12 protein-coding genes are annotated in these 14,414 nt (G+C 53.2%); 8 read left to right on the forward strand and 4 right to left on the reverse strand.

Annotation, left to right across the window (positions count from 1 at the left end; genetic code table 11):
* Together leuC and leuD are read left to right on the forward strand one after the other, a co-directional pair.
* The coding region (gene leuC / locus ABYK60_RS12505; protein WP_372872359.1) for a 3-isopropylmalate dehydratase large subunit at positions 1 to 1,326 on the forward strand (1,326 nt) is incomplete at its 5' end.
* 2 nt (positions 1,327 to 1,328) lie between these two features.
* Entirely contained in the window at positions 1,329 to 1,934 is a 606-nt protein-coding gene (gene leuD / locus ABYK60_RS12510) for a 3-isopropylmalate dehydratase small subunit (protein ID WP_372872360.1), read from the forward strand.
* 403 nt (positions 1,935 to 2,337) lie between these two features.
* On the opposite strand, the gene ABYK60_RS12515 is transcribed toward leuD, so the two are convergent.
* Entirely contained in the window at positions 2,338 to 4,248 is a 1,911-nt protein-coding gene (locus ABYK60_RS12515; RefSeq protein WP_372872361.1) for a methyl-accepting chemotaxis protein, read from the reverse strand.
* Positions 4,249 to 4,585: 337 nt separating this feature from the next.
* On the opposite strand from ABYK60_RS12515, the gene ABYK60_RS12520 reads away from it, so the two are divergent.
* From ABYK60_RS12520 to glpK, 4 genes are all read left to right on the forward strand, one after another.
* Positions 4,586 to 5,794 (forward strand): porin, encoded by a 1,209-nt coding sequence (locus ABYK60_RS12520; RefSeq protein ID WP_372872362.1) that lies wholly within the window; start codon positions 4,586 to 4,588, stop codon positions 5,792 to 5,794.
* 1,070 nt (positions 5,795 to 6,864) lie between these two features.
* Complete coding sequence (locus tag ABYK60_RS12525; protein ID WP_372872363.1) at positions 6,865 to 8,217, forward strand: outer membrane protein transport protein; 1,353 nt, start codon at positions 6,865 to 6,867, stop codon at positions 8,215 to 8,217.
* A 129-nt stretch (positions 8,218 to 8,346) separates the two neighbouring features.
* Positions 8,347 to 8,826, forward strand: a complete 480-nt coding sequence (locus ABYK60_RS12530; RefSeq protein WP_372872364.1) for a nuclear transport factor 2 family protein — start codon at positions 8,347 to 8,349, stop codon at positions 8,824 to 8,826.
* 26 nt (positions 8,827 to 8,852) lie between these two features.
* Positions 8,853 to 10,337, forward strand: coding sequence for a glycerol kinase GlpK (gene glpK / locus ABYK60_RS12535; protein WP_372872365.1), 1,485 nt, complete (start codon positions 8,853 to 8,855; stop codon positions 10,335 to 10,337).
* A 214-nt stretch (positions 10,338 to 10,551) separates the two neighbouring features.
* On the opposite strand, the gene ABYK60_RS12540 is transcribed toward glpK, so the two are convergent.
* From ABYK60_RS12540 to ABYK60_RS12550, 3 genes are read right to left on the reverse strand one after another with little or no spacing between them, the layout of a single operon-like run.
* Positions 10,552 to 10,821, reverse strand: a complete 270-nt coding sequence (locus tag ABYK60_RS12540) for a hypothetical protein (RefSeq protein ID WP_372872366.1) — start codon at positions 10,819 to 10,821, stop codon at positions 10,552 to 10,554.
* A 51-nt stretch (positions 10,822 to 10,872) separates the two neighbouring features.
* On the reverse strand, positions 10,873 to 11,913 hold the full coding sequence (locus ABYK60_RS12545; RefSeq protein ID WP_372872367.1) for a PepSY domain-containing protein: 1,041 nt from the start codon (positions 11,911 to 11,913) through the stop codon (positions 10,873 to 10,875).
* Positions 11,910 to 12,626, reverse strand: coding sequence for a PepSY domain-containing protein (locus ABYK60_RS12550; RefSeq protein ID WP_372872368.1), 717 nt, complete (start codon positions 12,624 to 12,626; stop codon positions 11,910 to 11,912). Before ABYK60_RS12550 ends, ABYK60_RS12545 begins: the two co-directional genes overlap by 4 nt.
* A gap of 354 nt (positions 12,627 to 12,980) precedes the next feature.
* Between ABYK60_RS12550 and mraZ the strand changes: the two genes are divergently transcribed.
* A complete protein-coding gene (gene mraZ / locus ABYK60_RS12555) occupies positions 12,981 to 13,439 on the forward strand; it encodes a division/cell wall cluster transcriptional repressor MraZ (RefSeq protein ID WP_372872369.1) in 459 nt (152 codons plus the stop codon).
* A 30-nt stretch (positions 13,440 to 13,469) separates the two neighbouring features.
* On the forward strand, positions 13,470 to 14,411 hold the full coding sequence (rsmH, locus tag ABYK60_RS12560; protein WP_372872370.1) for a 16S rRNA (cytosine(1402)-N(4))-methyltransferase RsmH: 942 nt from the start codon (positions 13,470 to 13,472) through the stop codon (positions 14,409 to 14,411).
* Positions 14,412 to 14,414: the final 3 nt, after the last annotated feature.

Consider the following 14,414-nt stretch of genomic DNA (forward strand, 5'->3'; position numbering starts at 1 on the left):
CATCTGGTGCATGAGGTGACCTCGCCTCAGGCCTTCAGCGGTCTGAAGATGGCCGGCCGCAAACTGCGGGCGGTGGAAAAAACCTTCGCCACCATGGATCACAACACCTCCACCAAGAGTGCCAGCTTAACGGCATTAAGCCCCATGGCCCGCACTCAGGTAGAGACCCTGGCCGACAACTGCCGCGATTTCAATGTGCGGCTGTACGACATTCACCATCCAAATCAAGGTATTGTGCACGTGATGGGCCCTGAGCTTGGCATTACCCTGCCGGGCACTGTGATTGTGTGCGGCGATTCCCACACCGCCACCCACGGCGCATTCGGTGCGCTGGCCTTCGGTATCGGCACCTCGGAAGTGGAGCATGTGCTCGCCACCCAGACCCTGCGTCAGCTTAAAGCCAAGACCATGAAAATCGAGGTGCGCGGCAAGGTGGCCGACGGCATCACCGCCAAGGACATAGTGCTGGCCATTATCGGCAAAATCGGTATGGATGGCGGCACCGGCTATGTGGTGGAATTCTGCGGTGAGGCAATTCGGGATCTCTCAATGGAAGGCCGCATGACCCTGTGTAACATGGCCATCGAAATGGGTGCAAAGGCCGGTATGGTGGCCCCCGATGAGACCACCTTTGCTTATCTCGAAGGTCGTGAGTTTGCGCCCAAGGGTGATGCCTGGCAGCAGGCGCTGGCCGACTGGCGCGAGCTGCACACAGATGCCGACGCGCTATTTGATGCCGAAGTGGTGCTGGAAGCTGCCGCCATTGCGCCGCAGCTGACCTGGGGAACTAACCCTGGTCAGGTGGTGGCCATCGACGGCGTGGTGCCAAACCCCGCCGATGAAACCAATCCCGTGGTACGTACCAGCATGGAAAAGGCGCTCGACTATGTGGATTTGACTCCGGGCACCCCCATGACTGATATCGCCATCAACAAGGTGTTTATTGGTTCCTGCACCAACTCCCGTATCGAAGACTTGCGCGCTGCGGCGGCGCAGGCCAAGGGACGCAAGGTGGCCAGTGGCGTGACCGCCATCGTGGTGCCGGGCTCAGGTCAGGTAAAACTGCAGGCCGAGGCCGAAGGGCTGGATAAGATTTTCCTCGAGGCCGGTTTTGAGTGGCGTTTGCCGGGCTGCTCCATGTGTCTGGCGATGAACGACGACAGACTGGATGCGGGCGATCGCTGCGCTTCCACCAGTAACCGCAACTTTGAGGGGCGTCAGGGGCGCGGCAGCCGCACCCATCTGGTGAGTCCTGCCATGGCTGCTGCGGCAGCGGTTGCCGGTCATTTTGTCGATATTCGCGTTCACCGTCCTCTGGAGGATTAATCATGCAGGCATTTACTACTCACACGGGGCTGGCGGTGGCCATAGATTCGGCCAACATAGACACGGATCAGATTATCCCCAAGCAGTTCCTGTCCAAGGTGACCAAGGACGGCTTTGGTATTCATCTGTTCCACGACTGGCGTTATCTGGACGATGCCGGTGACATCCCCAACCCCGAGTTCAACCTCAACAAGCCAAGGTACAAGGGTGCCACCATACTGCTGGCTCAGGAAAACTTCGGCTGTGGCTCCAGCCGCGAGCACGCGCCCTGGGCGCTGGCAGACTTTGGCCTGCGCGCCATTATCGCGCCCACCTTTGCCGATATCTTTTACGGCAATGCCATCAATAACGGCCTGCTGCCGGTACGCCTGCCGGAAGCGGCGGTGCGTCAGCTGATGGACGAAGTGGCCGCCAACGAAGGCGCCGAGGTGACTGTAGATCTGGAAAACCTCAAGGTGGTGTCGCCCTCGGGCGCCGAGTTTAGCTTTACCCTGGCCGAGTCTGCCCGCCAGAATCTGCTTAAGGGCCTGGATGCCATCGGCCTGACCCTGGCCCACGAAGCGGCCATCAGCGACTACGAGTCACGCATACCTGCCTGGCGCCGCTGATTTACCGCTGATACATTTCAGCGAGCAACTTGGCCACGAATAGCCTGTAGTAAGGGGGCGAACATACATTCGCCCCGTTTTGCTCAAATAGGAGGGTGTCCAGAAAGTTGAGGGATTTGAATGCCATTTCTCTTTTATTTGTTTTTATTCGAGCAATGGTTTGGTGCCCTCCGCCTGCAGGCTTTCACACTACCGCAATGCTCGGAATAAGCTGATTGGCTTTGCTGGCAGAGGCCGATACTCAGTTTGTCTGGCGCCGCAACAATATGCGTGCCGCGCAAATCGGGGGCGTGGGCGGCAAAACCACTGCTATCATGACTTTCTCTGTAATGACTTTCTCAGTTATGACTTCCTCCATTGCATAGGTAATTTGCTGACTGATTGGTTCGATAGACTTATCCCGTTAATTAATTTTGAACTGACCCACTACGCTTCTCAGCTGATGGTTTGAGTTTGCCAGGCTGCGGGTTTGCTGAAGGCTGGCCTCCCCATTCTTTGCCAGTTCGTTAGCCATCTCACTGATGGCAGCCATGTTGCGGGTGATCTCACCGGAGACTGAACTCTGTTCTTCTGCTGCCGTGGCTATCTGAGTGTTGAGGTCGTTGATTTTATTGACAGAAACCCCAATGGCATCCAGATCTGATGCCACCCGCTCGGTTGCTTCTGCTGTCTTGAGGCAAGTGGACTTGGTGGCATCCATGGCGGTAATTGCCGCATTTGAGCCGTGACGTAACTTGGACAGTGTCCGCTCTATTTCTGCAGTGCTGCTCTGGGTTCGTGCTGCCAATGCCCTGACTTCGTCGGCCACTACGGCAAAACCACGGCCCTGTTCTCCTGCTCTGGCAGCTTCGATGGCAGCATTGAGTGCCAATAGGTTTGTCTGGGCGGCAATATCTCCTATTACCTTGAGTACATTGGTGATATCTGTGGTGTCCCTGTCGATTTCTGCAATATTACTGGCGGTCTGTTCCACATCATTGATCAGCTGCGCCACTGTGTTGGTTGCCTCACCCACCAACTTTTTGGAGGCCAGCGTCTGTGTATTGGTACTCTGTGTAAAAGCTGCTGTCTCGCTGCCGTTACGGGCAACATCGTTGGCGGTGGCGCTCATTTCTTCGATGGCTGTGACTATCTGTTCAGTCTCTAAGGTGTGAGCCGCGAGGATCTGACTGTTGGCATCTGTCTCTGATTTCAAGCGCTCTATCGCCGAGTTAATATGATCGGATGATGTCAAAACCTCTCGCATCATGGACTGCAGATTAATTATGAACAGGTTGATGCCTTCGGAAATGGCTCCAAGGTCATCCTCACTCTGCACCGGCAGGCGTCGGGTGAGGTCGCCGTTGCCTTTGGATAGATCCAAGACCATCTCCTTGAGCAGCAGTATCGGGCGATACAAGAGTTGCAGCAACGCCAGCAGCAAGGCTACCGCAATAGCTATCATGACTATGGATGATACCAGAGCACGGGTCAGGGCGCCGTCGAGATCGGCATAGGCCACATCCTCATCGATGCTGATGAGCAGATACCATTTTTTGCCATTCACCAGATTGATCGCCTTGGTAAAGGCAATTTTGTCGATGCCATCGAGAGAATAATCCTGCATCAGCCTGTCCTGAGCCAGCATCTTAGTCTCGATAAGCTCCATTCCCTCATCTCTGAGGCGGGCTCCGACCCTCATTGCGGACGAATTGCTGGCTAACACCTTACCCTGGCCATCGGTAATCACCGCCGACGCCCCCAGGTAATCTATGCCCTTGATGGTGTCTGCCAAAATGGTCAGCTCAAGATCCACCAGTGCCACACCTGTCTTCATTTCCTTGAGGATGGAAACCACGTCGTTGCCCGTAGTGGCGTCCGGGTAGACATCTGTAATGTCGAGCACATGGCTTTGTTTAGCCTGTTTATACCAAGGGCGCTGCCTGGGATCGTATTCCTCGGGCTTGGCTACGCCATCGACCCACTTGCTGCCCACCGCGGTGGAAAAAGTACTGCCGTCATCAAATCCCAGGAAGATATCTGTGACGCCACTGGTCGCCTTGTTCACTCGCGCCATGGCAACTAAATTCTCTTTATAGATACCGGCATCGTAGCTGCTGGCCAGTTGCTCCACCACTCTGGCCTTGGAATGAAACCAGGACTCAATGCGGTTGGCCTCATATTGCACCATCTGGTTGGATAACTGATCGATGCCATTCATGGTCATTTCGCGGATTTGCCGATAGGACATCCAGTTGGACACCAACAGGCAAAGGGCAATCAATGCCCCAGTGGAGAACACCAAAGAACGCCTGAATCCAAATATTTGCTTCACAGCAACCCCCCTTATCGCTTTTTCCTTATCTGCTTTCGCCCACTTGCGCTGTACTGACCAGACTGGCAGCGCCAACGCGATTTCGGTGTCAGCGTTGTGTGTCTAAGCCCCAAGTATTGGTGAGCTGGTTCACTTTATCCACTCAGATAGAAAATGATTTGTAAATCAGAATGCAAGCTTTTCCAGCCCACACCTGCGAGGCAACTCATCCATCGCGTGTGACTTGAGGGGGGCGGGCACTGGCTTGGCTTAACGCATAAGGTGATACATGAGATTCAGGCAAAACTCTCTTGGGGTTCCTATACTTTTTGTTCCACACCGAACAAGGGGTGCACAAATGCCACAGCATAAGATCTTATCTTTTTTCTTCGTCATCTCGTTTGTCCTGGCTCTGTCGGCCCAAAACCCTGTGCAAGCAGGAGAGCGGGAGGGCAGCGCAGAGTTGGACATGCTCAAAGCGGAACTGATGAGGTTGCAAAAGAGGGTGGCTGAACTCGAGGCCAAACAGAGGGCTGGGGCCAGTGTGGCAGAGGACGAGCATCCGGTTGAACCGGCAGAGAACCCTGAGCTGGCCCGGCAATTACAGACGCTGCCAAAGACCGCGGAGCTAGTCGCCAAAGACACGACAGACAGCAAAATTTCCCTCTACAGTTCCCTCAGGCCCACTTATGGCTACTATGACGATGGGGACTCGACTTACTGGGACGTGGAAGATGCCCTGTCCAACGCCGGATTCAAGGCCAGCAAGGAGTTTATGCCCGGTTGGCAGGTGCAGATGCAGGGGGAATGGCGCATCGACATAGGCAACAACGGCGATTTCGGTGGTGCCAGACGTGCATATGTGGCGTTGGACAGTCCCTATGGTCGTGTTGCGATAGGCAAACAACGCCCGCCCCAATACCTGTTAATCGCTGAGTATGTCGATATATTCAACCACGCCAACAGTCCCTTCGCTTACGATCCAGAGGGCCTGTTCTTCGTCAATAATCTGGTAAGTTATCAGTTGCAGCTGGGTGACATCACCTGGATGATGGCAGCCCAATTTGACGGCGAGCGGGGTAGCGACAGCAGCGATCTCATTAACGCAGGCCTTGGATATGACATGGAAAATCTCCATCTGGGTCTGAGCTATCTTACTCAAAATATCTGGGGCGCCAATCAGGAATTGGGGGACGACGAGACTTGGGCCGGCGTGCTGGCCTATACCTTCGAGTCCGGACTGTATCTGGCGGCGGTCTGGCAGGACAAATCCTATGTCAGGGACCTTGTGCTGCATGACAGGAGTGGCCATGCGTTGGATGTGTCCCTTGCCTATCCTCTGGCGCCTCATTTTCGCGTCAAGCTGGGCTACTTCGACTTTGACGACGGAGATAGCAGCGCCTCAAGTCAGAGCTTTGATGGCTTTAATGCCACACTGGAATGGTTGCCGGCAGATAACCTGAGGTTTCATATTGAGCTGCTTAACCGCAACTATGACTACATGGGAGACTTTTACTCCCTGCTGATAGGATTTCGCTACGATTTCAGCCAGGAATGGCAATTCTAACGCCAGGCTTTCTGCCATCTGGTTAACCGCTGCGTCAGGAGACATTTCTGTCTGGTGATGCCCGGCTATTGCCAGTTTGGTGTCCTAAATCGATCTGGTCTCGCAAAAGGCGTGGTCACCGTTTGACGTTATTGGGTTTTGGGAAAAGTGCTTGGGTTAATCCTATCACGACAACGTTTTTCAAGGACGACAGCCGTTCAGAAGGTCCGCGAATTCGGCGGTATACGTTGGTTAGCTGGCAGTATCAGTTGCCTTGCAGTTGTTAGATAGAGAAGTGCTTAAACGAATAAATCGCTTGCTGGGTCAATCGGGCAAGGGAGCATTTTATTTGTCACATCAACCTGAGGGCCAGCACTACTTGACGAACAGACGCAGAAGGTCTGCAAAGACAAGCAATGGATCCCACCTAATAAGTAAAGACCGCAATTGGCTACAAGCTGAAGGTATCTTCCCATGATGTCCCTGTACCATGTATGTCACGCAGAGGGGAGTTATGGTGATCAGTTTTTACCTTGGCAGGAGAAGCGACAAACCATTCAGTTCTGTTGGCGACAAGGGAGCTGGATAATTTCAGCGTACAGCTGTAACAGCCACGTGGATATTCGGCCATTCGTGACCTTTGCTGGTTACAAATGGCCGTTTTTTATTGTGGTGATTAAGTTTTAAATTCATGAATTAAAAGAATTTAAGCCTGTGCTTAACCTGGCTTGTGTTTGCTGATTTTAAAGTGGCAGTGATTTATGCTGAAAGCATGAGTTGTTTTTGGCTTACGCTTGTTTTTTTGTGATTTACAAGTTAAATCATTTAAAAACAATGGTATGTGTTGATTGTTGTCGCTGTTTTAAATTCTATTTTGCGAACATTACCTCTATTTCATGATGCTTTTTTCTGTTTAAAGCTGTGATCTTGGTCGTTTTCTCACTCTGATAAAGGATTTTGCGTGGTTGATTGTGCTGTTTTGCGGCTTTTGGTTGCAAAGATCTTCTGTATGAATACACTGCCACGCACTCGTTTCGAGTGAATACTCTATTCGTCGAGCGCAAAATCAATAACATCAGCAGAGAATGATAATGAAAAAGAGTTTACTGACTTTTGCCGTATCAGCGGCTCTTATGGGGATTACGACTCAGGTTAATGCAGCGGGCTTCCAGCTGGCCGAATATTCTGCCACTGGCCTTGGCCGTGCTTTTGCCGGTGAAGCAGCCATGGCCGACAACGCCGCGGCTCAGGCGCGTAACCCAGCCATGCTGGCGTACCTGAGTGGTCGTCAGGTGTCTGGCGGCGCTATCTATGTAGCCACCGAAGTGGATGTGACCGGCGATGTGCATATTGCGTCTCCGGTACTCGGCCCCAATGGCGTGACCCTGAACGCAGACGCCTATGATGTTGCCGACAGCGCTGCTGTGCCAAACTTCTATTACTCAAGCCAAATCAATGACAACTGGACCTGGGGTCTGGCAGTTAATTCAAACTACGGTCTGGCCACCGAACTGCCAGCTACCCACGCGGCTGCTTTGTTCGGCAGTGAAACCGCTGTGACCACGGTTGAGTTCAACCCCAACATTGCCTATCGCCTGAATGACGCCGTGACTCTGGGCGCCGGAGTGCGTGTGGTGTATGGCGAAGGCAGCATTGGCGCTTCAACTCCTTATTGGGTGGGCGCCATCAAGGCCAATCCAAACCTGCCACCACAAATTTCTGCCCGCCTGCCTGAACCGGGAACAGTGCTCAAAACCATGGAAGGTGATGATGTGAGTTATGGATGGAAAGTTGGCGGTAGCTGGCAGCCATCTGAATACCACAGATTTGGTCTGGCTTATCACAGCGGTGTAGAGCTGGAGCTGTCCGGCAAGGCATCTGGCCTGCTGTACACAGGTGGTCAGGAGCTGGATATCGAAGGTTATTTGCCACTGGAGCTGCCGGCCTTTGCCGAGCTGTCTTCTTTCCACCAGCTGAGCGATGATGTGGCGCTGCATGCCAGTGTTAACTGGACCCAGTGGAGTGTGTTTGACCAGCTGGTGGCTTACTTCCCGGGGGCGACCAAGCCTGTTGGCGGTATCGAGTCCGATTTGGTGAAAGAAGAGAACTTCAAGGACAACTGGCGCTTTGCGATTGGTTCCACCTGGAATGTGAGCGAAGACTGGACGGTACGCAGCGGCTTTGCTGTTGACCGTACTGCAGTGGATGATGAGTTCCGTACCACCACTATTCCTGACTCAGACCGTCTGTGGTTCAGTGTGGGTGCCGGTTACCGCGCCAGTGAAAACCTGACGGTGGATATGGCCATCACCCATATTCGTGCCCATGGTTACGCACCTATCGATGAGCATCAGGATCTGGCTGGTCTGGCTCAGGTCAGCTTTAACGGTGAAGCCGGGGGCAGCGTGTGGCTGGCCGGTGTGCAGTTAAGCTACAAAATGTAATCGCGAGTTTTAATGAAAGCCCCGCCCATGCGGGGCTTTTGCTTGCGCCAATATCTTGTATAGTGTTGCTTTCGAGGCTGTGTATTTACACTGCCCACCGGCTAATTCTGCTAAAACAAGAGGTGTCTGATGAAACCCGCTATTCTGCTCGCTGCTCTGCTTTCATTACCCGCTGTTGCACAAGATTCCCCCGAAGCTGTGGTACGAGAGTTTCTGGCTGCTTTTAATCAACAGAATGTGGCGCAGATGTTGGCTCAAACCAATAAAGCTGTTTATTGGAACCATATTAAAGGCCAGAAGGTAGACACCAAGGCTGAAACTCAGGCCGAGTTTGGCGCGGCGCTGCAGGATTATTTCGAATCGCTGCCCGGTGCTCATGCGGATATCCTGTCGATGACGGTATCCGGTAGCTATGTCAGCATTCTTGAGCAGGTAAGCTGGACTGTGGACGGTGAAGTAAACAGCCAGTGTTCTATCGGCGTGTATGAGCTGATAAGCGAAAAAATTTCTTCTATCTGGTACTACCCGGCGCACGGTTGCGAGCCAAGAGACAATCAGATGGAGCAGGTATTGGAAGTAGAAATGCCTGAGGTTCAGGTAGCCCACTGAGGGGTTGCCACAATAAGGATATGCAAGTGGACAAGCAATATGTGGTGGCGCTGGATCAGGGCACAACCAGTTCGCGCGCCATCGTTTTCGACCGTGACGCCAATCTGGTGGCGGTATCACAGCGTGAATTCAGTCAGATTTATCCCAAAGGTGGCTGGGTCGAGCACGACCCCATGGAAATCTGGGCCTCTCAGAGTTCTACCCTGATAGAAGTGCTGGCCCGCGCCGGTATTCATGCCGAGCAAGTGGCTGCCATTGGCATCACCAATCAGCGCGAAACCACCATTATCTGGGATAAGCTCACCGGCAAGCCTGTGTGCAATGCCGTTGTGTGGCAATGCCGTCGCAGTGCCGCTATCTGCGAGGCGCTGAAATCTCAGGGGCTGGAGACCTTGTTTCGCGACAAAACCGGCCTGTTGCTCGACCCTTATTTCTCCGGCACCAAAATCAAATGGATCCTCGACAATGTGCCTGGGGTGCGTGAGCGAGCCGAGGCGGGCGAGCTGCTGTTTGGCACTGTGGATAGCTGGCTGGTTTGGAAGCTCACCGAAGGCAAGGTACATGTTACCGACCCCACCAATGCTTCCCGCACCCTGATGTACAATATCCACAGTGGTGAGTGGGATGATGAGCTGCTCAGGGCGCTCACTATCCCCCGCAGCTTGCTTCCGCAGGTACAACCTTCGCAGGCGGTGTATGGCATTACCCGTATTGCCGGTGAAGGTACCGAAATTCCGGTGGCCGGTATGGCAGGGGATCAGCAGGCGGCGCTGTTTGGCCAGCTCTGTGTTGAACCCGGCATGGCCAAAAACACCTACGGTACCGGCTGCTTTTTGCTGATGAACACAGGTACACAGGCGGTGAAGTCAGAGCATGGCCTGCTGACCACCATTGCCGTTGGTGCCGATGGTGGCGTCAACTATGCGCTGGAGGGCGCCGTGTTTATGGGCGGGGCCACTATTCAGTGGCTCAGGGACGAGCTGGGACTGATACGCGATGCCAGCGATACCGAATATTTTGCCTCCAAGGTGGACGATACCAATGGCGTGTATCTGGTGCCCGCCTTTGTGGGCCTGGGCGCGCCTTACTGGGACCCGGATGCCCGTGGCACCCTGGTGGGCCTGACCCGTGGTGCCAACCGCAATCACATTATCCGCGCGGCACTGGAGTCCATTGCCTATCAGAGTCGCGATTTACTTGATGCCATGAGTAAAGACAGTGGCGTGGCTCTTAAGCAACTGCGAGTGGATGGTGGTGCAGTGGCCAACGACTTTTTGATGCAATTTCAGGCCGATATCTCAGGCGTTGAGGTGTTGCGTCCGGCACTGACAGAAACCACTGCCATGGGGGCGGCGTTCCTCGGTGGTCTCGCAGTCGGTTTCTGGTCCAGTGTCGATGAAATTCGCCATAAGAGTGGCATCGACAGGCGTTTTGTCCCCCTGATGGATGACAGAGACAGAGCAGGGCTTTATCAGGGATGGCAGGATGCGGTGCGCCGCAGTCTGAGCTGACATCTGCTACAGGATAACGCGGGTCACAGACAAAAAAGGGCTCAATCAATGCGCCCTGATATTTTCTAGCCGCTCAATCAGAGTCGGCTGTGTACTGAGTCAGTCCGGGTATATTCTGCATGCCGCGCTGCGAGTAAAGTGTTGCTCCAGGCTGGCCTTCGCCTATGAACTTATAAAGGAAGCTGTTTGCAGAATCATTCAACAGCAGGTGTTGTTATACCTCAATGTCTATACGGCTGCCGCTGCGACGAGCCCGGCGTTCGACGGCAGGTGTATTGACACTTTCCCTCGGGCGGTTTTCCTTTTCATCGCTGGCAGTAGCGGCGGAAGCTGATTTTTGCGGTGGCAATTGAGACTGCGGCGCCTCATGGCTGTCTTTGTCGATAGCCGTGTCGTTATCCAGTTGTTTAACCCGGCGGCGACGTTCCAACGTTGCCTTTACCGGTGCTGCCAACATGGCATAGATGCTGTCCAATCCACTCATTTGCGCCTCCTGTGCTTCCTGCACACTGTATCGGCATTAGCTGTCTAATATTTAGACATTTTCACTCGTAAGGGGTTCGTTGGACTGTTGCTGTTTATGCCAATATCGTTCCTGAGCTTTGTTGACAAGCCTAACCCGGCCACAATAACTGCCGTGTTGGCAGGCCAGGCGGTGGCCTTGTTCTACTTTGCCTCTGAGTCTATTGAGGTCGGCTTCGGTTGCGTCGGGAGGGTTGTCGGTAAACACCAGAGCGCAAAGACCACAGCTGCCTCCGCCGCCGCATTGGGTCGGTAACAAGGGGGCATCGGCGTTTATGCTTTCAAGCAAATAAGCGCCGACATTGAAGCGGCCAAGCTCTTCGCCTTGAGTATCCAGCACTATCAATGTCGGTGCTTGCAGGATTGGGCGCTTGAAGCGGATCTGATAAAAGCCTGCCTGCCATCGTTGCCATACAACAAAGGCGCCTGACAGCACCATCAGCAAAGTCAGCAATGCAAACAGTCGGATCCCAATATGATTGAAAGCAATGCCGTTGCCAGGTGCGTAGTCCATAAAGTGCAGCATCAGTAGCAGCTCTTTCAGATCTGAACCTTTGTCTTTGTGTGCCAGAAGTTTACCGGACTGCGCATCTATCAATACTCGGGTGTTTCGGTCTGTTTCAGCATTAAACAGGGCTACTTTCGCCGAGTCAGGGAAACCTATCGAATCGCCGGGATGATATTCCATGCCGTCCAGCAGGGGCGCACTGATACTGGCAGTCGCAATTTTACGCAGCAAAGCATCGTCCAACACCAGGGGTTCGAGGGTGTCGGCCCACAGGTTCATGCTTCGTTCACCGAGTTCTATTCGATAAACCGGCCGTGACAGCAGGTTGTCGAGCTGAACTTCGGTGACGTCGGCAGGCAGGGATACCCTTCCCGGGGTGAAATGCTGCGCCATGATGCCTGGCGCTTGTATCGATTGGGCTCGGTAACGATTGGCGTCCAGGTAGTCCTCATCAAGCAGACTCAGGGTTAAACCTGAGCCAATCCATAGCAGCATCTGCAGACCACACAGCGCAGCAAGGTATAGGTGCCACTTTAACCAGTTCATGCTTCGGCCTCCGTTTTGCTGCTTTCCTGTGCAGGTCGCAGGCTGCGCCATGCGAGCACCGCACCTGTAAGCGCTAATAGCAAGGCAAGCAAAGACGTGATGCGGAGCAGATTGTTGTGGATATTGTCGCGCTCGGCGTAATCCATGATGTGCAGCATCCACAGGAAATCAAACAGGCGCCAGCCATCAAATCGCTTGCCAACCAGTTCGCCGGTATTGGCTGAGAAATAGAGGCTGGGTGACAGCGGAGCATCAAAGTCAACCCGATAAACAGGTAAAAGACGTGGGCTGATTTCTGATGGGGCTTGTTCTTGATAAAGGGTGACGTTGGCAATGGGATCATCACTTGTATATACAAGTTTGGCCTTTGCCCTGATAACCGTTTCATTCGGTGGTGTTATCAATTCACCTGAAGTGGCATTGAGCGCTTTGGTGATGCCATCTTCTCTAAACAGATACACAGGGCCCTGTGGAGTTTGCTTCAGGCGTAGATGCATCGCCTCGGGATGGTCAGCTTTTACGCTGGCAAAGGTCAACCGCACCTGTGCATAGTCAATGGGAAGAACAGGTTCGGCCACCAGGTGATCACCGTGAATGTCATCAATATCGGTTAAAACCATGTAAGCGCCACTTATGCACCAGAATAAAAATTGCAAGCCTATAAGCGGTGCCAGTAATCGGTGCCAGCGCCTGATTTGTGTGATTGATGCCATGAAATGGAGTTATTGGGTCGAGGGTGTCACGCATCTTCACAGATTTGCGGGGGCCAATTCAAGGTCGAAAATCCACCTTTTGTCTGCAAAATGGGACAGTACTCCATTATCCCGGGCGCATTATTAAAAATTCACTGGCATTTAATGTGTGTTTTTTCCACCGTTTAGCAAAATTTTGCCACTTTTCTCCACGAGAACACCAGAGTTTGAATATCGCCGTAGGCCGCTTGCTGTCTGGATTTATCGCCATTTCACACCCTTGACATAGGTTGCACACTGTCCCTACACTTAGCAATTGTGGGAAATTGTGGATCTTTGTGGATCAAACAACTTCAGCAAGGGGGAGTGCCACCAATGTTCAAAGGGGCCAGTGCTATCAATCTTGATGCCAAAGGACGGATCGCGATTCCGACGCGATACCGCGACCCCCTGCTGTCTGCTCACGAGGGCAAGTTGGTGATTACCGTCGATATTCAGGCGAATTGTTTACTTATCTATCCCGCCAGCGAGTGGATCCAGATAGAAGCCAAGTTGTTGAAGTTGTCCGATACCCAACCCACTGAGCGCGCACTTAAGCGGATGCTGCTCGGCTATGCCCATGAAATTGATATGGATAGCAATGGCCGTTTGCTGTTGCCGCCGCCCCTGCGTCATTACGCCCAGTTGGATAAGAAAGCCATGCTGGTGGGACAGTTAAACAAGTTTGAGTTGTGGGACGAAGCCCAATGGCAAGCCCAGATCCAGGACGCACAGGATATTATCCGTGCAGGTGATTTGGCTGCAAATGAACGTCTCGCTGATTTTTCGCTGTAAAAGTGAATTTTAAAATAAAAGAAGAGAGCCATGAGCCAGGAATTTGCCCATTTATCCGTTTTGCTCGCTGAGACAGTCGATGGTCTCAACATTCGCGCAGACGGCATTTATATCGACGGCACCTTCGGTCGTGGCGGTCATTCACGGGAAGTGCTTTCCCGCTTGGGGCCAAATGGTCGTCTGATTGCCATTGACCGTGATCCTCAGGCCATTAAGGCTGCAGAGCAATTCAGTGATGACGGTCGCTTTCAGATTGTCCATGGCGGCTTTGGTCAGTTGGCATCCTACGTCGAAGATTTGGGGCTGGTGGGCAAAGTTGATGGAGTGCTGCTGGATTTAGGCGTGTCTTCACCACAGCTGGATGACGCCGAGCGCGGCTTCAGTTTCCTGCGTGATGGTCCTCTGGATATGCGCATGGATAACTCTCAGGGTGAAACTGCGGCTCAGTGGCTCGCACGTGCCGAAGTTGAAGATATGGCCTGGGTGTTCAAAACCTATGGAGAGGAGCGCAACGCCCGTCATATTGCCCGCTGTATTGCGGCAGACCGGGAGAAAACGCCTTTTACCCGCACCAAGGAACTGGCGGATCTCATTGCGCGGGTTGCCAAAAGTAAAGAGCGGAACAAGCATCCTGCTACACGGGTGTTTCAGGCTATCCGCATCTACATTAACAGCGAACTTGAACAAATCGATCAGGCCTTGGAGGGTGCACTCAATGTTCTGGCGCCTGAAGGGCGTTTGTCTGTCATTAGCTTCCATTCTCTGGAAGACCGAATCGTGAAACGTTTTATCCGCCGTCACAGCCAGGGTGAAGAGTTACCCCATGGTTTACCGGTAACTGAGGCGCAATTGAACAAATCCCGGACGCTGTTGCCCGTAGGAAAAGCAATGAAACCCTCGGACGAAGAAATTGAGCGCAATGCCCGTGCCCGCAGTTCGGTACTCAGAGTGGCAGAGCGGCTGCCTTACTGAGGA

The sequence above is a fragment of the Shewanella sp. genome (assembly GCF_041630135.1).
Taxonomy (GTDB): domain Bacteria; phylum Pseudomonadota; class Gammaproteobacteria; order Enterobacterales; family Shewanellaceae; genus Shewanella.

Coding starts and splice junctions, on each gene's coding strand:
- leuD (WP_372872360.1), top strand. CDS start 1,329: ATGCAGGCATTTACTACTCACACGGGGCTGGCGGTGGCCATAGATTCG.
- ABYK60_RS12530 (WP_372872364.1), top strand. CDS start 8,347: ATGAAACCCGCTATTCTGCTCGCTGCTCTGCTTTCATTACCCGCTGTT.
- ABYK60_RS12550 (WP_372872368.1), bottom strand. CDS start 12,626: ATGGCATCAATCACACAAATCAGGCGCTGGCACCGATTACTGGCACCG.
- ABYK60_RS12545 (WP_372872367.1), bottom strand. CDS start 11,913: ATGAACTGGTTAAAGTGGCACCTATACCTTGCTGCGCTGTGTGGTCTG.
- rsmH (WP_372872370.1), top strand. CDS start 13,470: ATGAGCCAGGAATTTGCCCATTTATCCGTTTTGCTCGCTGAGACAGTC.
- ABYK60_RS12540 (WP_372872366.1), bottom strand. CDS start 10,821: ATGAGTGGATTGGACAGCATCTATGCCATGTTGGCAGCACCGGTAAAG.
- ABYK60_RS12525 (WP_372872363.1), top strand. CDS start 6,865: ATGAAAAAGAGTTTACTGACTTTTGCCGTATCAGCGGCTCTTATGGGG.
- mraZ (WP_372872369.1), top strand. CDS start 12,981: ATGTTCAAAGGGGCCAGTGCTATCAATCTTGATGCCAAAGGACGGATC.
- ABYK60_RS12520 (WP_372872362.1), top strand. CDS start 4,586: ATGCCACAGCATAAGATCTTATCTTTTTTCTTCGTCATCTCGTTTGTC.